Source organism: Flavobacterium procerum (genome assembly GCF_042431625.1).
Lineage (GTDB): Bacteria > Bacteroidota > Bacteroidia > Flavobacteriales > Flavobacteriaceae > Flavobacterium > Flavobacterium procerum.
Window position 1 is genome coordinate 35858 of the sequence record NZ_JBHLYW010000019.1, and the last position, 20976, is coordinate 56833.

General features: G+C 33.1%; 14 protein-coding genes. 3 read left to right on the top strand and 11 right to left on the bottom strand.

What is annotated here, in order from left to right; all coding sequences use genetic code 11:
• Positions 1–82: 82 nt before the first annotated feature.
• From ACFFLS_RS19220 to ACFFLS_RS19265, 10 genes are all read right to left on the bottom strand, one after another.
• Complete coding sequence (locus ACFFLS_RS19220) at positions 83–811, bottom strand: LOG family protein (RefSeq protein ID WP_057116425.1); 729 nt, start codon at positions 809–811, stop codon at positions 83–85.
• A gap of 532 nt (positions 812–1343) precedes the next feature.
• On the bottom strand, positions 1344–2252 hold the full coding sequence (locus ACFFLS_RS19225; RefSeq protein ID WP_379682499.1) for a hypothetical protein: 909 nt from the start codon (positions 2250–2252) through the stop codon (positions 1344–1346).
• A gap of 100 nt (positions 2253–2352) precedes the next feature.
• Positions 2353–5184 carry an excinuclease ABC subunit UvrA gene (gene uvrA / locus ACFFLS_RS19230; protein WP_379682498.1) on the bottom strand — a complete coding sequence of 944 codons (2832 nt, stop codon included), beginning with the start codon at positions 5182–5184 and terminating at the stop codon, positions 2353–2355.
• A 152-nt stretch (positions 5185–5336) separates the two neighbouring features.
• Positions 5337–6854: a hypothetical protein gene (locus tag ACFFLS_RS19235; protein ID WP_379682497.1), complete on the bottom strand. Its 1518-nt coding sequence runs from the start codon at positions 6852–6854 to the stop codon at positions 5337–5339.
• 9 nt (positions 6855–6863) lie between these two features.
• Positions 6864–8180 (bottom strand): hypothetical protein, encoded by a 1317-nt coding sequence (locus ACFFLS_RS19240; protein ID WP_379682496.1) that lies wholly within the window; start codon positions 8178–8180, stop codon positions 6864–6866.
• 182 nt (positions 8181–8362) lie between these two features.
• Positions 8363–11356 (bottom strand): sensor histidine kinase, encoded by a 2994-nt coding sequence (locus tag ACFFLS_RS19245; protein ID WP_379682495.1) that lies wholly within the window; start codon positions 11354–11356, stop codon positions 8363–8365.
• Complete coding sequence (locus tag ACFFLS_RS19250; protein WP_379682494.1) at positions 11340–12095, bottom strand: LytR/AlgR family response regulator transcription factor; 756 nt, start codon at positions 12093–12095, stop codon at positions 11340–11342. Before ACFFLS_RS19250 ends, ACFFLS_RS19245 begins: the two co-directional genes overlap by 17 nt.
• Positions 12096–12227: 132 nt before the next feature.
• Positions 12228–14012: a chloride channel protein gene (locus ACFFLS_RS19255; protein ID WP_379682493.1), complete on the bottom strand. Its 1785-nt coding sequence runs from the start codon at positions 14010–14012 to the stop codon at positions 12228–12230.
• Positions 14013–14083: 71 nt separating this feature from the next.
• Positions 14084–15769: a gamma-glutamyltransferase gene (ggt, locus tag ACFFLS_RS19260; protein WP_379682492.1), complete on the bottom strand. Its 1686-nt coding sequence runs from the start codon at positions 15767–15769 to the stop codon at positions 14084–14086.
• A 35-nt stretch (positions 15770–15804) separates the two neighbouring features.
• Positions 15805–16389 carry an acyl carrier protein phosphodiesterase gene (locus ACFFLS_RS19265; RefSeq protein ID WP_379682491.1) on the bottom strand — a complete coding sequence of 195 codons (585 nt, stop codon included), beginning with the start codon at positions 16387–16389 and terminating at the stop codon, positions 15805–15807.
• Between the two features lie 205 nt (positions 16390–16594).
• On the opposite strand from ACFFLS_RS19265, the gene glmM reads away from it, so the two are divergent.
• Entirely contained in the window at positions 16595–17983 is a 1389-nt protein-coding gene (glmM, locus tag ACFFLS_RS19270; RefSeq protein WP_379682490.1) for a phosphoglucosamine mutase, read from the top strand.
• A 73-nt stretch (positions 17984–18056) separates the two neighbouring features.
• Here the strand turns inward: glmM and ACFFLS_RS19275 are convergent, their stop codons facing one another.
• Positions 18057–18935 (bottom strand): lysophospholipid acyltransferase family protein, encoded by an 879-nt coding sequence (locus ACFFLS_RS19275; protein ID WP_379682489.1) that lies wholly within the window; start codon positions 18933–18935, stop codon positions 18057–18059.
• A 112-nt stretch (positions 18936–19047) separates the two neighbouring features.
• On the opposite strand from ACFFLS_RS19275, the gene ACFFLS_RS19280 reads away from it, so the two are divergent.
• Positions 19048–19686, top strand: coding sequence for a rhomboid family intramembrane serine protease (locus ACFFLS_RS19280; protein ID WP_379682488.1), 639 nt, complete (start codon positions 19048–19050; stop codon positions 19684–19686).
• A gap of 52 nt (positions 19687–19738) precedes the next feature.
• A complete protein-coding gene (locus tag ACFFLS_RS19285; protein WP_379682487.1) occupies positions 19739–20425 on the top strand; it encodes an SIMPL domain-containing protein in 687 nt (228 codons plus the stop codon).
• Positions 20426–20976: the final 551 nt, after the last annotated feature.

The window sequence follows — 20976 nt, forward strand, 5'->3', positions numbered from 1 at the left end:
TAAGTGATGTAAGTGAATTTAAGTTCTGCTTTTAAGCTGTGCAATAAAATGAACTTATATGACCTATTTGGTTCAAAAAAAATTAGAAATTCGGACTTAAATCGTATTTCTTATAGAATTTATCTAAAACATCTACAACTTCATCTTCGGTATCCACAATCTTAAATAAGTTCAAATCTTCTGGGCTTACGGTATGCATTTTTTCTACCAAGACCGTTTTTACCCATTCAATTAACCCTGACCAGAATTCAACCCCAACTAGAATAATCGGGAATTTTCCAATTTTCTTGGTCTGAATCAAAGTTATGGCTTCAAACATTTCGTCCAACGTTCCAAAACCACCTGGCATAACCACAAAACCTTGAGAATATTTTACGAACATTACTTTTCTCACAAAGAAATAGTCGAAATTCAAGTTTTTATCGTGATCAATATAGGGGTTAAAGTGCTGCTCAAAAGGAAGTTCGATATTCAAACCAACCGAAGTTCCGCCTCCTAAATGTGCACCTTTGTTTCCAGCTTCCATAATTCCAGGACCACCTCCCGTAATTACGCCATAACCTGCCTTACTGATTTTATAAGCAATTTTTTCGGCTAATAAATAATATTTATCGTCTGGTTTTGTTCTCGCAGATCCAAAAATAGAAACACAAGGACCAATTCTTCCCATTGCTTCGTAACCGTTTACAAACTCAGACATAATCTTAAAAATCGCCCAGCTGTCATTGGTTCTAATTTCATTCCACGTTTTTTGTTTCAAACGGTCCTGAATTACTTTATCTTCATCATTATCAAAATCTTCTAATCTCATTTTAGGTATTTTAATTTATTATTTTATTCTGTTTTTAGCATAATTGAAATAAGGAGCTTATTCCTGCTGTTCCTTCCAATCTTTTGTGCCGAACCCCGGCACAAAAGGATTTTCCCTCCCATCAGGGCTAGGGCAGTTGGTTTCAAATGAACAATTGGTTTAATCGAAACAATTTTTCCTTAAAAGCCTGAATTTTTCCAAAAAAGCGGACACTAAATTAACACTTTTTTCTAGAATTGTTATAGAAAACAGGAATTATAATCTGAAAGTAATGTTGCGATAATGATAGATTTGGAGTTTTTTCTTCATTATCAATGAATTAAATCGGATTGTAAGTTAATTATAATTTGAAATGTAACGTTCCTACGGAACTCAATCGAGGTGTCATCATAATTTTCAACGGATTAAAATCCGTTGCTACACGATTTTTCGTTTCCACGAAACTTTATATTTTAGATATTGTTATTAAAATCATGGATTTATAAAAGAGCCATGTGCTTGATCATTTTTGCAGGGACAGATTTCAATCCATCTATTTCAATTTTTCTATCGTAATAGTTCGGAAAGTCTCGCAATACGTATTTTTAGGAATATTGTTTCTTTTTCCGGGTTTGATCGTTTCATTAAAAGACAATATAATCCTATCGATTTCGTCTTTGATGATTTTGTTGGGAGCGATAGAATTTGCATTAGTAATTTTTCCTTCGCTGTTAACTGTAAAACGCGGTTTGAATATAATTTCGCCTCTTAAGTCTTGATTATTAAGTGTTTTTAATGAAATGTTTTTTAAGATGTATTCGTATAATTTGTCGTAGATACATTTGTCAATTTGCCAGTAGAATTGAGAATCTTGACAATCTTTTAGTACAGGAGGTTCATCGACTACAGCAAATTTGCTTGCTTTTATGATGACTTCTTTACCTTCTTTGGCAAATAATTGCACACTGATTTTACCTGATTTATCACTTTCTTTCAGCCCTAGTTTTTCTAAAGGGTATTTTTTGAAAATTTCAATAATTTTTCGGTTTAATTCCTTATTTCCTGTGTTGATACGACAGTTCGTTGCTTTACCCGTTTTGCCTAATTCAAAAGTTAATCGAATGGTATAATTGTATTTGCTGTTTGAAAAATTGTTATACAAATAAGAATCTTTAATTGCAGTAAAGTCTATTTTTTTGAGCATTTTTTTCTCTAGATAAATCTTGAAAAAGTTTGCTAAATCACTGTTTTCATCTGGCTGGGCCAAAGGTTGAAATAGGTTATTTTCGTTTAAATATTCATCTTCCTTTTCTTTTTTTGTATAATAAGGATTGTCTGATTCATCTTCTTTTATATCTTTAATTCGTTCTTGTAGAACATTTTTGAGGCCTTCTTTTTGAGATTGAGAATGGATAGTAAGTGAGAATATCGATATTATAATAAATAATACGGTGGTTTTCATATTTTGCTTTTTTAAGGCTAAAATATAAAATAATTACTGTTAAATTAAGGGAATGTCTAAAACTTTGTCAAGGCTTGGAAACCTTGACAAAGATGTTGTTTTATTCTAATTCCTTCTTCAAAAACTTAGCCGTATAGCTTTTTTTATTCTCTGCGACTTGTTCAGGAGTTCCTTTTGCAACGAGTTGCCCACCGCCTTTTCCACCTTCAGGACCGATATCGATAATGTAATCGGCAAGTTTGATTACGTCCATATTGTGCTCGATTACTAAAATCGTATTTCCTTTATCAACTAATTTATTGATGACTTCCATCAAAACACGAATGTCTTCAAAGTGTAAGCCAGTTGTCGGTTCATCTAGAATGTAAAAGGTATTTCCGGTATCTTTTTTAGACAATTCTCCGGCTAGTTTTATACGCTGCGCTTCACCACCAGAAAGCGTTGTGCTTTGTTGTCCAAGCGTAATGTAACCTAAACCAACATCCTGAATTGTTTTGATTTTTCTGTGAATTTTCGGAATGTTTTCAAAAAACGGAACTGCTTCATCAACCGTCATATCCAAAACATCCGAAATAGATTTTCCTTTGTATCGAATTTCCAAAGTCTCTCTGTTAAAACGTTTCCCTTGACAGGTTTCACATTCAACATAAACGTCTGGTAGAAAGTTCATTTCGATAGTTCTAACGCCAGAACCTTCGCAGGTTTCGCAACGTCCGCCTTTCACATTAAAACTAAAACGTCCTGCTTTATAACCGCGAATCATACTCTCAGAAGTCATCGTAAAAAGATTTCTTATTTCTGTAAAAACTTCGGTATAAGTGGCCGGATTCGAACGTGGTGTACGCCCAATCGGACTTTGGTCAATATCAATTACTTTGTCAATATGTTCTAAACCTTCAATCTTTTTATAAGGCTGTGGTTTTTTTACGCCATTAAAATAATAAGCATTTAATATGGGATAAAGTGTTTCATTAATCAAAGTCGATTTTCCGCTTCCTGAAACTCCTGTAACGCAGGTTAATTGTCCTAATGGGATTTCTATAGAAACATTTTTTAGGTTATTTCCAGTTGCTCCTGTTAGTTTTAAGAATTTGCCATTTCCTTTTCGACGCTTTTTCGGAATGTCAAATTTCATTTTACCGTTCAAATATTGAGCAGTAATTGTGTTTGAAGCCAAAGTTTCTTTCGGAGTTCCAATACTAATGATTTCTCCACCGTATTTTCCAGCTTTCGGACCGATATCAATTACATAATCAGCCGTTTCGATCATGTCTTTGTCGTGTTCTACTACGATTACTGAGTTTCCGATATCACGTAATTGTTCAAGAGACTGAATCAGTTTTTCATTATCTCTTTGGTGTAAACCAATACTTGGTTCATCCAAAATATAAAGAACACCAACCAATTGAGAACCAATTTGTGTCGCTAAACGAATACGTTGCGCTTCGCCACCAGAAAGTGATTTTGAGCTTCGGCTTAAAGCCAGATAATTCAAACCTACATTCATTAAGAAGTTCAAACGGTCTTTGATTTCTTTTACTACTTCAGAAGCGATTAAAAGCTGTTTCTCAGTCAAATGATTGTTTAAATCAAGAAACCAAGCTGTTAAGTCTGAAATGTCCATATCACATAATTCTGTGATATTTTTTTCATTCACTCTAAAAAACAAAGCCTCTTTTTTAAGGCGAGAACCTTCACAAACCGGACAATTTATTTCGTCCATAAAATCTTTTGCCCAACGTTTTATGCTGGTCGTAGCGCTTTCATCATATTGATTTTTGATGAAATTTGAAATTCCCTCAAAATCAATTTTATATTCTCGGGTTACGCCAAGATCTTTGGAATTGATGGCAAATTTATCTTTTCCGCCATACAAAATCATTGTCATGGCTTCTTCTGGAATTTTCTCGATTGGATCGGTGATTTTGAAACCGAATTTTTCTCCAATGGTTTCTAATTGTTTGAAAATCCAAGAAGATTTATATTCGCCAAGCGGCGCAAATCCACCGCTTTTAATTGACAATTTTGGATTCGGAATAATCTTTTTGACATTAATTTCGTGTACAGTTCCCAATCCGTTGCAATGCGGACAAGCGCCTTTTGGTGAATTGAAAGAAAATAAATTTGGCTCTGGATTTTGATACGATATTCCTGTTGTAGGACACATCAAATTTCTACTGAAATAACGTACTTCATTAGAATCTTGATCTAAAATCATCAAAACATCTTCGCCATGATGCATCGCTGTATTGATACTTTCGGATAGTCTTTTCTGAGTGTCGGGATTATCTTCGATTACCATTCTGTCGACAACAATCTCTATATCGTGAGTTTTATAACGGTCGAGTTTCATACCCGAAACCAAATCCTGAACGTCACCATTTACGCGGACTTTTAGAAATCCTTGTTTGGTAATCTGTTGGAATAGTTCGGCATAGTGTCCTTTTCTGGCTTTAATAACCGGAGCAAGAATGTTGATTCGTTTTCCGTTATAATCCTGAATAATCAAATCTTTGATTTGCTCATCAGAATAGGAAACCATTTTTTCGCCCGTATTGTAACTATAGGCATCAGCACCACGAGCGTATAGAAGTCGAAGGAAATCGTAAATTTCTGTAATGGTTCCAACTGTTGAGCGTGGACTTTTGCTGGTTGTTTTTTGTTCAATAGCAATTACAGGAGAAAGTCCATCAATTTTATCGACATCAGGACGTTCCAATCCGCCAAGAAATTGTCTGGCATAGGCAGAAAAAGTTTCTACATAACGACGCTGACCTTCGGCATAAATAGTATCAAATGCCAAAGATGATTTTCCAGAACCTGATAAACCGGTAATCACGACCAGCTTTTCACGCGGAATAGAAATATCAATATTTTTAAGATTATGAACCCTTGCACCAAGAACTTCAATAGTATTGTCTTTTTCTAACATAATTTCGAGCAAAACGCAAAGTTACCACTTTGATTTGTTCTTTTAGTGCTCGATAGCAAAAGTTTATGTTACAAATAGTAACAAAAAACGCTGACTTATTTAAGTCAGCGTTTCCTATTATATCAATCGCATTATCAAGAATTGGATTGTATTTAGAAAAAATAGCAATGACAATAAACCTCTTTTTCAATCTTTGTGTTGGTGCTTAAATTCTTAATTATGAAAGTCGATATTATCTCACCTTGATCTTCACTTGGAGTATCATCTATTCTTTCAGAAGAATTAATAGTTAATGAGTATGATTTGTTTTTATAAACTTCTTTTTCTGTAGTTTCATCTTTAAATAATATTTCTTCCTTATTGTTAACTTTGATTATTAAAGTGTTATAATTTAGGCTAGATTGATAAGCGATATACTTTTTGCTTTCGAACATCTGTTTATTTTCAGAATAACCATTGTCAAAATCGCCTTCTTTTCCGGTAAACGAAAACGGTTCTAGGTTAAATGTTGCGCTTGCAGATGATTTGTTTAATTGAAGACCTTTTTGTTTGTATTCAGATAATTTCTTATTTATTAAATTGATTCTATTTTTTGCCGTTGTATTTTGTTTGTCAGAGACTTGTTCAATTAAGTTCTTTACATATGAATTAACTTGGATCATTAATCTGTCACGGTCTTCGATATTTTTTTCATTTAGTAATCCATCATAAGAATTATCTAATATAGTTTCTGCAAATGATAATTTGAAATCATCATTTACTTTGAAATATGCTTTTTTTACTTGAGAAATATCGATGTTAGAATTTTCCGCCTCATCTAAATCATTGTTAAGCTTGGGTAATTCAGACCATAAATCATTTAGGCTAAAAAATGAATCTAAGTTTTTTTTGTCTGCAGAATCAAGTTTTTGTTTAAATTCTTCTATTAGTTGCAGTTTGGAAGATAAATTATAAAGGGTTTCTAGTTTGTTTCTTTCTTCAGAATCAAGTTTTATTTTGCCGTCAGCAAGATCTGAATTTACTTCCATATATTTTACTTTGACCTCTTGCCAGTTTTGATTCTCAAAAGCAATTACTAATTTGTCATAAGAGTTTTTGTAAAAAATGAAAAACGATATAGAGCTGATAAGTATTAGCGTGAAGCCAATAATGATTTTCTTTCTATTTTGAATCAGCCAATTAGAGATTGTTTTTTGCAGATTTTTAATAAATGTTAAAAGTATTTTTGGATTCATGTCATATTCCTTATATGCTTGAATTCCTAAATAAGTACTTCCTGCTAATGTTATTACGAATCCATAACCTAAGAATTTAAAGAATGTCGTTATATGCTTTATCTGAACAATATAAAAAATGAGAAAACAGAATAGTAATATCGGAATACTTAATTTACAGATAGATTTAAATTTTGTTGTCTGGCTGTATTCACAATACAATAAATACAAAGAAAAGACGGGAAGAAGGTAAAGCAAATAATATAGCTTGTATAAGCTAAAATCACTATCATTGCGAGAAAAGGTGTCGGCAATATTTTTGCCAATCTCTGCCATTTTTGGAATGTCATATCCCGAGATGCTCATTATGCCCATGGAATACCACGGAAGAACAAATCCAATTAGTACTAATAATGCCCCAATAGAGGTACTTGTTTTATAAAATTCTTTATTCATAGTGAAAAATTATTGGTATGGAAAATAGGAGAATGTTTTATAAGGTCTTTGTAATGATTCGTATTCTTCTTTTATGTTAAAATAGATTTTATATACTTCGTCATATTCTTGATTGAGGTTCCACATGCCGTCCTTAACGTCTCTTCTAGTTGAAGATTCCAGATTATGAAATTTTTCATCGGCATTGGCTTTGGCTTGTGACAAAATCATATCCAGTTTACGATTGTAATCTGACGCTCTGGGATCAAGATTTCCTCCCCATTGATCCTTAATTAATCTTTGACGCTCTTTTTCTACATGTGCAGCATAATTGGTTTTGAATTCTGTTAGAATCTCTTCTCTGTTTTTTGTAAGATGTTTGTAAATAGAATCAGATCTATGTTCTATTGATTTAAGATTTTTATTTGCCTCATTCAGTTTGGACAATGTTTGGATGCTGTCTGTGTAGAACTTTCTGGTAAGGTCAGAATCAGATAAGTATGTTTGATCTTCGTGAACAAACTTGATAATATTCGACTCCTCGGTTTTTGCTTTTGCTGTAATAGTCAATTCATAAGTACGAGATGGTGGGGCTTCAAGGTCATCTAGGAACTTGAAATTTTTAATCTTGGAGGCTATTCGCTCGCTACAGATGTTGTAATTTTTCGTTTTTTGATTATTGCTTGTCAGGTCTTTAGATTTGATGTTCGTTACTTTACCTGACCTATCCACAGTTATACTATAAAAATGAGAACCTTTAACAAAGTATTGCGATACAAAATCATAACCAATTAGGAATGTCTCGACAAAAGAGTCTCCTTCTTTCTGACAAGTGACAGAGATAGTTGAGGCCTTTAATTCAATAGGGTTTTTATTTCTTGAACTTACTCTAAATTGATTGACATTTTCTTCATTAATACTATGAAAATGAATATCTAAATACGAGCTATATGGATTATGTAAATTGGTTATTCTTTTATTGCCTTTATCTTCGTAAGCATCACCAGTCCAATAAGCATCATCTTCATCATGTAATCGATCAACTAAATAGTATGTATTCCTATCGTGAATAATTTCAGCGACATTAACTATTTTAGAATTATTTTTCATGTAGTGTTTTAACGTTTTGTCCTCTGCTTGTTCGTGATCCAAACCTATTTCTACAAATAAAGCATTTGCTATCTGAATATCAGAAAGTGACTCTAAAGGCTTTAAAGTTGGTTGGTTAATTTTAACTGTTGTTGGGGAAGCTTTTTTGGCAGGAATTGCTTTGTTTCCAGATATCGTTTTTTGTGCATTAGTACTTAATCCAATACCTATCAAAATAGATAATAGCAGTTTTCTCATGTTTAATGATGTAAGTTGTTTAAAGTCTTTTCTTAGAACCTTTCAAAAATAGATTCTTCGTTTTTCTTCAAATACTTTATCTTATGAAGGTGTCTTAGATTGGGACGAAAACACCTTTTTAGTTTATAAACAAAAAAAGCACTTGCCAAATAACAAGTACTTTTAAATAAGAGAAGAACAATTTAAACCGCCAACAAAATCGTTACGGATGTTCCATTATTTTCGCTAAAATCAATTTTTATTGAATCGTTTTTTAAATCCTGTAAAAGAGAAAGACGTTCTTTAGTAAGCTGAATTCCTTTTGATTGATGCAGTTTGCTTTTTTTGGCAGCATTTAAACTCATTCCATTGTCTATGATTTTGCATTCTAGAATGTTGGTTGAGAGTGTTTTAAACGAAATCGTCAATTTAGGATTCAGACTCGATTCATTAAAGGCGTGCACAAAAACATTCTCAACAAAAGGCTGTAAAAGCATGGTCGGAATTTCTGTAAAACAAGTATCTATTTCTTCTGAAACTTCAATTTCAAAATCAATTCGATTGTCAAAACGCATATTTTCGATTGTGATGTAGGCTTCGAGATATTCGATTTCTTCCTCAATTGTGATTTTTTGTTTGGATGAATTTTCCAAGGTTTTACGAATCAGTTTTGAAAATTCACTGATGTAAAGCAGCGAGTTCTCAATATCACTGCTTATGATAAAATCCTGAATGGCATTCATCGCATTAAAAGTAAAATGCGGATTCATTTGACTCAATAAAGCTTCTAATTTTGTTTCTGCAATACGACGTTGAATGATGGTTTTTTCGTTTGATTTTCTCTTAATTCGCAGAAAAACAAGCAAAATAATAACCAATAAACAGAGAACAAAAAGAGAAATAAACCACCAACTTAACCAAAACGGAGGCTGGATGTAAAGTTGTAAAATGCTAAAGACTTTTGATTTTCCGGCATTCATATCAAAAACTTCAATCATTACATTGTAGTTTCCTGCTGGCAAATAGGGGAGAAACAAATTGGTTTTTTCACTGTACGGACTCCATCGATTGTTATTGTCCAGACGATATCTGAATTTGAGTTTATTCGGAAACGAATGGCCTTTTGGAATAAAATCTATCGAAAAAGAATTGTGCTTATAATCAGAAACCAGTTGTTTGGAATCGTATCTAAACCATTTGTATTCTGATGATTTTAGCGGAACATTATTGATAGCGATTTGACTGATTCCAATTTCAGAAACGGTCAATTGTGTTGCCGTTAAACGATTTAAATCGATTGTATAATAACCTTTTTGAGTTCCGAGCCATAAACTGTTTCCAAAAATTTGAGAAGTTGTTATTTTAGAATCTTTGAGACCTTGTTCTTTGTCGATTAATCGAATAATTCCGTCTTTATAGATATTAATGCCTTTTTCTGTTCCTATCAAAATATAATCTTTATACGCTTCGAGAAATAAAATGGTATTTCCGATAATTTGCTTTTTAGAAATTTTCTTAAGAATCTTAAAAGATTTTGAATCATCAATTACAAAGACATCTCCAAATTCGGCGGCCAAAATAAGCTGCCCTTTATTGTTTTTTGTAATGTGTTTGAATTTTCTTTCTTTCCAGATTCCTTCAGCCAAATAAGATTTGAACTGACCATTTTCATGTACAAATAAACCATTAAAAACAGAAATTAGATATGTTTTTTGGTTGTTGTTCAGGATTTTAACAATGTCTAAGGGAGTATGTTTGTCAAATTCTGAAAAATGTTGGGCTTTTAAATGAGTTAAGTCATCGTATATGCGCACTCCGCCATAAGGAATTGTTTCTATAAATTTATTATCATTTGTAAAACCAATTTTATAAGTATGAATTGGATTGTATCCAATTATTTTACCATCGAAATTAAGCTCAAAAATTCCAATATTACTAGTTACCCAAAGAGAATTTTGATGTTTTAAAATTTCATAAAAATCAATTTTATTTTCGGGAGTATTATAATTCAATTCATAATATCCGTCAGCATGTGTAGGCAGTTTTACTTTTGATTTTTTAATGTAATCAATCTCGTATTTTTTAAAATCGGTTAACGATATATTCTTTGAAATGCTATTTTTATTGTTTAAGAATGAAATTCCATTTTGATGCAATATTACTTTTTGTGTCTTTATTGTTTCAAAATCAATAATGGCTTTATCACTGAAATTGTAGTAATCTATTATTTGGTCTAATTGAACTTCATAAATTCCATTATCTTTAGAACCGACATAAAGAATATTATTTTTAGCATTATAAACTACATTGAGTAAATTCTTCGAAGTTATTCCGTATGGTTCTGAAATATCAATAATTTTATCTTCAGAAATTTTGTAAAGTCCTCCGCTTAAGTCAAAAACGCCCCATGCAGCTCCATATAAGTTATTTTGACTGTCTTTTACAAAATCCCAAAAAATCGAATTCCCAATTGGTTTCAATTTCTTTTTAGCTGAAATAAAATCATCGATTTCAAAACGATCTATAAAACCTTTATTTCCTGAATAAATGATGTTTTCATAAAATTCTAAACCGTAAAGGAATTTATGTCTAAAAACGGGTTCAATTAGAGGAGTATCATTTTTATAAACAATTGTAAATAAACCTTCGTTTATAGTCGAGAAATAAACCTGATTCTTGAAAACAAAGAAATCAGAAACCAAGAAAACACCAAAATGAGGTAAAATACCTTTTGGAACAACGACTTTATTAGTTCTAATGTCTATTATGGCAACGCCTAGTTCCGTGCCGGCATATATTTTATTTTTGAAAGGCAATAACTTACGAACCCTGTCATTTGGTAATTTTTGGTTTTTATTAAAGACGGTAAACTTTTCACCATCAAATTTAGTTATACCTCCACTATAACTTGCAAACCAAATATTTCCATCCGAGTCTTCATTAATGTCCCAGCAACTATTATGGCCTAATCCGTGGCTTTCGTCTATATTGGTAAACATTCCGTTTTCCATTCGCGAAACACCATTTTCTGTACCGATCCATAAGATGTTTTTAGAATCTATAAATAAGGCACGAACAGCATTATTGGGCAAACCATCTGTAGTTGTATAATTTTTGGACGGAAAATATTGTCCAAAAGAAAAAAATGGAAACAAAAGCAGACACACAAAAAAAGAAATCCTATTTTGTGATGGCATCTATAAGTTTGTTTTTTGTGAATTTTTTGTCTGAAACCGGAATTTCATCGCCAGAAGTCATTTGCAGGATAAAATCCTCAGATTTAAAATTTTTGACATGTTCAGCATTAATCAGATAACTTCGATGAACTTTTAAGAATTTTGCTTCGAACTCTAATAGTTCGCAAATTTCCTTAAATGATTTTGAAGTATAATATTCCTGCTCTTTGGTATGAATTGAGGTATAAGAACCATCAGATTTGCAAAACAAGATTTCATTGATTTGAATGACTTCAAAACCGATTTTTGTCGGAAAAGCAATTCGCTGTTTTCCTGAAAGCTGATTTTCTCTGTTCTCTTTTAATAATTGATATTTATTTAAGCTGTGTTTTTTTTCGAGAACGAAATCTAGTTTGCCTATTGCTGTTTTGAAATCTTGTACGGCAATGGGTTTGATTAAATAGTCTAAAGCACTATTTTTAATCGCTTGAAGTGCATACTCTTTGTGCGCCGTTGTGAAAATAATTTCGAAAGGAATGTTTTCAAAATAAGAAAGCAAATCAAAACCCGTTTCGCCAGGCATTTGAATGTCTAAAAAAACAAGATCTGGAGAATGTTTTTTAATTGAAATTAAAGCCGAAGAAACAGTACTGCATTCATCAACGATTTCTATTTTATCATCATAAATTCTGTTGCATAACTTGCTTAGAAAACTGCGAGCATGCGATTCGTCGTCAACGATAATGGCCTTAATCTTCATTTTATAAGTGGCATTTAAAAGTAAATCTAATCTTAGGCTTTTAATGGGGAATTTAAATATTCCGAAAAATATTTATTTGCACTAAAATATTAAACGAAAAACCAAATATAGGATATTCTGTTTGAATAAGGCTTATTCAATCGTCATAGAACGAAGTTTGGTTCTATACGCTTCGAGTGCGATAGATTTGGAGATGAATCCGTAGTATTTTTCATTTCGTAATACAGGAAGAAAGGCTGATTTTGTTTTTTCGAATTTGCTCATTACGATTTCCATGCTGTCAAAAGAAGAAATTGTGGCAGCAGGAGTTTTCATGACATCTTTAATCTGCGTATATTTTACTCTATAAGCGTTAAAAATGATTTCGCGGATATCATTAAAATGCACCACGCCAAGCAAATCTTTTTCATTATCTACAACAGCAAAAACAACTTGATTCGAATGAGAGATTAAATCGACCAGTTTGCTTAAATTTTCATCTGGATGAACAGTTAAATAATCGCATTGAATTATACTGTCGATGTCTAAAGTAGATAATATATTAGAGTCTTTATTGCTAGTAAAAGCATGTCCTTTTTTGGCTAATCCTTTTACATCAAGCGAATATTTTTCAAAACGTTTAGAAATCGCAAAACTGATGGATGAAACCATCATCAGCGGAATCATCAATCCATAACCTCCTGTAATTTCTGCAATAAGGAATATTGCAGTTAGCGGAGCATGAAACAAACCGCTTAGAATTCCTGCCATTCCGACCATCGTAAAATTACTGATCGGCAGTTTTGATAAACCAATCAGAGTTACCAGTTTTGAAAAAAAGTATCCTAAGTAAGAACCTAAAAATAGAGAAGGAGCAAAGTTTCCTCCATTTCCTCCACTTCCAATAGTCAATCCAGAAGCAAAAACTTTGACCATCATCGTAGCTCCAACAAAAAGAAGCAATACCCAGTGGTTATTTCTGAAATCGGCAAACAAAGTATTGTCTAATAATTGACCTGGGTCTGTTTCTGATAAGCTTTTTATGCTTTCATAACCCTCGCCAAATAATGTTGGAAATATAAAAATGAGCAATGCCAGCAGCGAAGAACCAATCAAAGCTTTTTTGTAAGGACCAATTTGCTGTTTTGCAAAATAATGTTCGACTCTTTGAAAATTACGGGAATAATAAATTGCTACAAGTCCGGTTAGAACGCCTAAAATTACATAAAAGGGAATATTATGGTAATCAAAATTTTCTTGTTTTTTGAAGCTTAAAAGAATGCTTTCGTCCAGAACAATAGCAGAAACCAAGGCACCGGTTGCAGCAGAAATCATAATCGGAGTAAAGGCCGAAATGCTTACGTCTACTAATAAAACTTCTATGGCAAACAAAACTCCTGCAATGGGCGCATTAAAGGCGGCGGCAATTCCGGCAGCGACTCCGCAACCAATCATTAAGGTTCTGTCTTTGTAAGACATTTTGTAGTTTTGGGCAAAATTAGAACCAAAAGCAGCACCAGTTATTACAATCGGACTTTCTAAACCCGCTGAACCACCTAATCCAACTGTAAGAGAGCTTGTTACGATTTGTGCGTACATTTGCTTTCTAGGTATGATACTGGCTTTTTTGGCAACTGCATATAATATTTGAGAAGTCCCTTTCTGAATCGTTCCGTTTAGTACTTTTTTTACAACAAAGACCGTCAGCAGTATTCCGACAATCGGCAGAATACTGTTGATAAAACTCAATTTTAAAATTCCGTTGATATAAGTAGCAAATGAGAAAACACTGTGGGCGAATGTTTTTAAAACAATTACAGCAAGTGAGCAAGATATCCCGATTAAAACACTTGATAAAAAAATGAATTGCTTTGGAGTCATTAAAGATTGAGCCAAAGCGATTATGCTTTCTAGTCGTCGAAAATATTTTTTCAGCATTCTGTTTTAAAATTATGGGTTCTACAAAATTAGTTTATAATCTTAGTATAAAAAAATAAAATAGAGAACTATTAAAACCCAACTGCTTTGTCATCGCCCCTAAAATCGGCTCCTCCTTCTAATTTATTGTCTGGCAAAATTAAAATGGCATCAACTTTTCCGATAATCGGAGTTGTTTTTTCGTTTATCAGGTATTTTTTTGCTTTAAGGTTGTTGATGGTTTTGGTTTCAAAGGTATTGGGTTCGAAAGTAATTAAATCCGGCATCCATTGATGGTGAAAACGAGGAGCATTTACCGCTTGCTGCATGCTTAACTTGTATTCGTAAACATTTAAAATTGTCTGCAAAACAGAAGTAATAATGGTAGAACCGCCAGGAGTCCCAACGACCATAAACAGTTTTCCGTCTTTCTCTACAATTGTTGGAGTCATAGAGCTCAACATGCGTTTTTGAGGTGCAATGCTGTTGGCTTCATTTCCAATCAATCCGAACATATTTGGTGAACCGGGCTTAGCGCTGAAATCGTCCATTTCGTTATTCAAAAAGAAACCTAATTCGTCGCAGTAATATTTTGATCCGTAACCATCATTTAGGGTTGTAGTGGCCGCAATTGCATTTCCAAACTGATCGACGATAGAATAATGCGTAGTTTCTGTACTTTCATTATAAGTCACTTTTCCTTCTTTTATTTCTGAGGACAAACTCGCTTGTTCAGGATTAAAGGAAGCTATTCTTTCTCTTAAATAATTAGTGTCTAGCAATTCTTTTAGCGGAATCTTAACAAAATCGGGATCACCCAAAAAATAGTTTCTGTCGGCATAGGCTCTTCTTTCTGCTTCTACAATAAGTTGAATTGCTTCTTCAGAATTATGTCCCATTTTAGCCAAATCATAAGGCTCAAGCATTTTTAAGATTTGAGCCAGACAAATCCCACCGCTGCTTGGTGGTGACATCGAAGTGATTTTTAAATCTTTATAAGTAAATTGGAGCGGTTTTCTCCATTTGGCTTCATACTTAGCCAAATCTTCCATGGTGATAATGCCGCCTTTTTGTTTGAGGTAGTTTACGAGTATTTTGGCTGTTTCGCCTTTATAGAATTCATTTCTTCCTTTTTTCTGAATTCTTTTTAGTGTTTTGGCTAATGAAAGATATTTTATCGTATCATTTTCTTTGAAATTTCCTGACAGCAGTGAATTTTCGCCATTTATTTTTACAATGCTTTCGTGATAATCCTTCAGGCTTTTTTCTTGCTTTTTGGTCACAATAACACCTCGTTCGGCCAATGCAATTATGGGTTTTAGTATTTCTTCCATTTTCATGCTGCCGTATTTTTTATGAACGGCAAAAACACCAGCGATGGTTCCTGGAACACCAATTGCCAAAGCTGTTTCGGTACTTTTTCCTTTAATGACATTTCCATCTTTGTCCAAAAACATATCTTTTGTAGCGGCTAAAGGTGCTTTTTCGCGATAATCGAGAGAACCAGTTTCACCATTAGCTTTTCGATACACCATAAAACCGCCACCTCCAATGTTTCCAGCAAACGGAAAAGCTACAGCCAGCGCCAATTCGGTTCCGACCATGGCGTCAAAGGCATTTCCACCTCTTTTCATGATATCTCCACCGATTTTTGAAGCTTCTTCTCGCGCCGAAACAACCATTGCTTTTGTGGTAACTAGGCCAGTAGGAGTAGTAGTGTTTTGCTGTGCATTAACGCTTGCATAAAACAGGAATGCTAAAAAAATAATTTTTTTCATAGCCGTACAATTTTAAGATAATTAGGATTTTAAAACTAAAGCGAAATCAGTTTGTTATGTGCCTGCGTCCTGATTTCTTCAAAAAATAACGTAAACTCCTGTTCAAATTCAGGATAAAATTCGTTTAATTCTTCAACTGCAAACTGCATTCTTGAAGTATTTTTGGACCTTCGATCCATTTGGGTCAGAATTTGATGAATGCCTTCGACTGTCCTATAGCTTAAAAGCCAGTTTCGTTCAATCATATACGGCATTAAACCCTGCGTTTTTTCCGTTAAAATGTCATAATTCTGATGCAGCGAATTGTAAAATCTATTGATGAAATCCTCTAATTTTTCATCAGAATAAAGGCTCCAGTTTTTGGCTAGATAATGATCGTAAACAATATCGACGATTACGCCCGAATAATGATGGTATTTTTCGTGTAAGCGTCTTGTGCTTTGTCTAAATATGTCGTGCGAATCGGTATAAGTGTCGATAAACCGGTGCAGTAAAATTCCTTTCTGCACGTCTTCGGGAAAATGTTCAAATTGTTTTCCGCGAATTCCGTCGGCCATAAAGTTTCCGATTTTAATCAAATCGTTGTCGCCAGAAAGGTATATATGGGCTAAGAAATTCATTTTTTTTAAGTTTCGGAGATACTTAGGAGCTAAGTTTCTTCGTTGTTTTAGTAAATGTATAAAAACTTTTTTAAATCATTTTGTTATAAAAAAGGCTTATTTTGTGTAGTTTCTTACAGATCAGTATTGAAATCTTAGAAACTTAGCGCCTTACTAACTCAGTAACTTTTTTATATTTGTAAAAAAATAACCCTAACTCACAAAGATGACATTAATAAAATCGATTTCAGGTATCCGCGGAACTATCGGAGGAAAAGTAGGAGATAACCTGACTCCGGTTGATGCTGTAAAATTTGCATCGGCTTACGGAACATTCTTAAAAAACAATATTTCTAAAGATAAACTAACAGTTGTTATTGGCCGTGACGCCAGAATTTCTGGACCAATGATTCATAATTTAGTTGTAAATACTTTAATTGGTCTAGGAATCAATGTGATTGATCTTGGTCTTTCTACCACGCCAACTGTAGAAGTGGCTGTGCCTTTGGAAAAAGCTGATGGTGGAATCATTTTAACAGCTTCTCATAATCCAAAACAATGGAATGCCTTAAAATTGCTAAATGCTAAAGGTGAATTTTTAAGCGGTGCAGATGGTGCAAAAATCCTAGAAATTGCTGAAGCTGAGGCTTTCGATTTTTCTGATGTGGATAGTTTAGGCGAAATTATTTCGAATGACGCTTATATGGATATTCATATCGATGAAGTTTTAGATTTGTCTTTGGTTGATATTGAAGCGGTAAAAGCTGCCAAATTTAAAGTGGTTGTTGACGGTGTAAATTCATCAGGAGGTATTATCATTCCAAGACTTCTTAAATTGATGGGAGTTGAAGTAGTAGAATTGTATTGCGAACCAAACGGACATTTTCCTCATAATCCTGAACCTTTAAAAGAGCATTTAACGGATATTTCTGAATTGGTTGTAAAAGAAAAAGCTGATTTAGGTATTGTGGTGGATCCAGATGTTGACCGTCTTGCTTTTATTTCTGATGATGGAGAAATGTTTGGCGAAGAATATACTTTGGTTGCTGTTGCAGATTATGTTTTGAGCAAAACTCCTGGAAATACAGTTTCAAATATGTCTTCTTCTCGTGCTTTAAGAGATGTGACTAATTCACATGGTGGAAATTATGAAGCAAGTGCGGTAGGAGAGGTAAATGTAGTGGAGCTGATGAAGAAAAACAATGCTGTAATCGGTGGTGAAGGAAACGGCGGAATTATCTATCCAGAATTGCATTACGGACGCGACAGCTTGGTTGGAGTTGCTTTGTTCTTAACGCATTTGGCAAACAAAAAAATGACGGTTTCTGCATTGCGAGCTTCATATCCTGAATATTATATGAGTAAAAATAAAATTGAATTAACACCACAAATTGATGTTGATGCCATTTTGACTCAAATGACAGAAAAATATAAAAACGAAGATATTTCAACAATTGATGGTGTTAAAATAGATTTCGCTACAGAGTGGGTGCATTTAAGAAAATCAAACACTGAACCCATTATTCGTATTTATACAGAAGCACCTTCTCAAGATGCTGCAGATAAATTAGCGCTTCGTATTATAGACGAAATTAAAGTAATTGCTGGAATTTAAGATTTTCAGTTTTCAAAAATATAAAAGCCTCTTTTTGAAATTTTTCAAAAGAGGCTTTTTGTATGATTTCGATTTAATTGTGATCTACTCGATGTTTCCATCTTTTATGGGTCCACAAATAAAATTCAGGAGCTTCGTAAATCTGTTTTTCAACATCTTTTAAATACTTTTCCGTAATTTCGAAATCTGGATAATCTTTCGGATTATCGGCAATTGTGACAAAAGTAGCTTCATAATAGCCTCTTTTGACTTTGCGGACTTCTACAGAAATTACGCTTAAATCGTATTTTTTTGCCAGCATTTCAGCACCTGTATGAACAGGAACTTCAATTCCCATAAATTTCATTGTATGAAAAATCCGGTCTAATTTCGGTGATTGGTCGCTTGCCAAACCGTAAAGACTTAATTTTCCGTCACGTTGGTTTTGAGCCATGGTCGGAATTGCTTTTCTGGTTTCGACCATTTCGGTCTTGTATTTCGTGCGGATTTTTCTAACTAGGTCGTCAAAATAGCGGTTGGCAAGTCTTTTATAAACAGCAACTCCCTGAAAGCCTAATTTCGGATTTGTAGTCAACAGCCATTCGTAACTAGCATAATGTGAAGCCACCAAAATAATGCTTTTGCCTTTTTTTGCATAATCCTGTACCAATTCGATGTTGGTTACATGAAATCTCTTTTCCATTTCTTCTGGAGAAATGCTCATTGTTTTAATCATTTCCAAAAACATATCGCACATATGTTTGTAGAATTTTTTTTCTATCTCTTTTCTCTCGGCATCACTTAAATGAGGCAAGGTAAGCGCTAAGTTTTCGCGTACAACTTTTTTGCGGTAGCCAATAATTCTGTAAATCAATAAATAAACAAAATCTGAAAACCAGTAAAATATTCGAAAAGGAAGAATAGAAATAAGCCACAAAAAAGGATAGGCTATTATATAAACAAGAAACTGCATTTACATTTTTTTTACAAAGATAACAGAAAATAAATGCAAGCTTTAAATTTTAGGAATTCTCTAACCATTCTGTAAGAATCATTATCTTTACCATTCACATTAAATATAATTTATGAATGTCTTTTTAATTGGAATTATAGTTGCCAATGTTCTTATTAGTTATAAAGGTTTTAATGATCTTTCTTTTTTCAGGAGATATGAATTTCATGTAGGAAGCATACGTTCTGGTGAACAGATCAGAATGCTTTCTTCTGGATTTCTGCATGTAGATATGATGCATTTATTGTTTAATATGCTGACATTGTATTTTTTTGCGCCTGTAGTTATGGGATATTTAGGAAATTTTTCATTTATCCTTATTTATTTTGGAAGCTTGATTTTTGGAAATCTGCTGACCATGATGTTTCATAAAAACGATTACAGTTATCGTGCAGTTGGAGCATCGGGCGCAGTAACCGGAGTTTTGTATGCTGCTATTTTACTGCAGCCAGAACAAAATATTTATTTGTATTTCTTTATCGGAATACCGGGGTATATTTTTGCGATTTTGTATTTATTGTATTCGATTTACGGAATGAAGGCAAAAAATGACAATATTGGCCACACAGCGCACTTTGGCGGTGCTATTGGCGGTTATTTGATTACATTAATCAAACAGCCTTCGCTGATTGCGGATCATACTTTTATTGTCATATTGCTTTTGGTGCCTATTTTGATACTTTTTGGAATGGCGAAAACTGGAAAATTATAATGCTGGCATAACTTTTGAAAAGCCTTTAGTAAGTAATTAAAATTTAACAAAAATGAAAAAACTAGTATTATTTTTAACAATCACGTTTATGACTATGTCTTATGGCCAGGAAATCAAACAAATTCCTCTGATTAATGTTAACGGAGAAGGAAAAGTGAAAGTGACACCGGATCAGGTTAGCATTTCAGCTACGGTTGAAACAAAAGGAAATAATGCTAAAGACGTCAAAAAACAAAACGACGAAAAAATGGATGCTGTTTTAAAATTCATCAAAAAAATGAATATTCCAACAGCAGATTTTAGAACAAAACAAGTAGCTCTTAATCCGCAGTACGATTATGAGAAAAAGAAAACGAGTTATAATGCAGTGCAGACTGTAGAAATTCTAGTGAAAGATTTGTCGAAATACGACGAACTGATGGAAGGTTTGGTACAACAAGGAATTAACAGAATCGATAATGTTTCTTTTGAATCTTCTAAATTAGCACAACATCAATCAGAAGCTCGTAAATTGGCTATGAAAGATGCAAAAGTAAAAGCAGAAGAATATGTGTCTGTTCTAGGACAGAAAGTAGGGAAAGCTTTTACGATATCAGACAACTCTCAAGTGTATAATCCGAGACCGATGTACGCTGCAATGAAAACTGAAATGATGGATGCCGGAGCTTCTAACCAGACAATGGCTATCGGAGAAATCGAAATTGTTGCAAATGTAAGCGTAAGTTTCGTTTTAGATTAAAAACTCAAAATTTCAAATACTGAAATCCAAATTCCGAATAAGGAATTTGGATTTTTTTTTGGCTTTAAATCAACGTTTATTTAAATATTCTATAGACTTAATTTGTTTTAAAAAAGGACTTTTTTTGAATTTATTATCATATTGGTTACTAAAAATCTTACACGGTTTAAAAAACCTAAATTTTATTAAAATGCTTGTATTTAGGTGTTTATGAGTGATTTCAAATTCCTGTTAACATTTTTTTATCAAAAAAAACAATTAAAATTTCCGCATTAAAATTTTTAATATACTTTTGTTCTATCAAATTAGTAGAATTTAAAATAATGCAACAGAAATTTCACCTCTTCCCATATACTTCCAATTTGTATAAACAAACAGCATTAGGCAATTTATGTCTGATGTGCAGCTGTTGCTAAAATTCTCCATCTCAGATTTATCCCGGTTTTAATAAAATCTTGTTTCAAGGATAATACGCCTTGTGACGACAATTCAAATAGTAATAATCAAAAAAAAAAAGATATAAAATGAAAAAACGAATGTGTTGCAGGTAA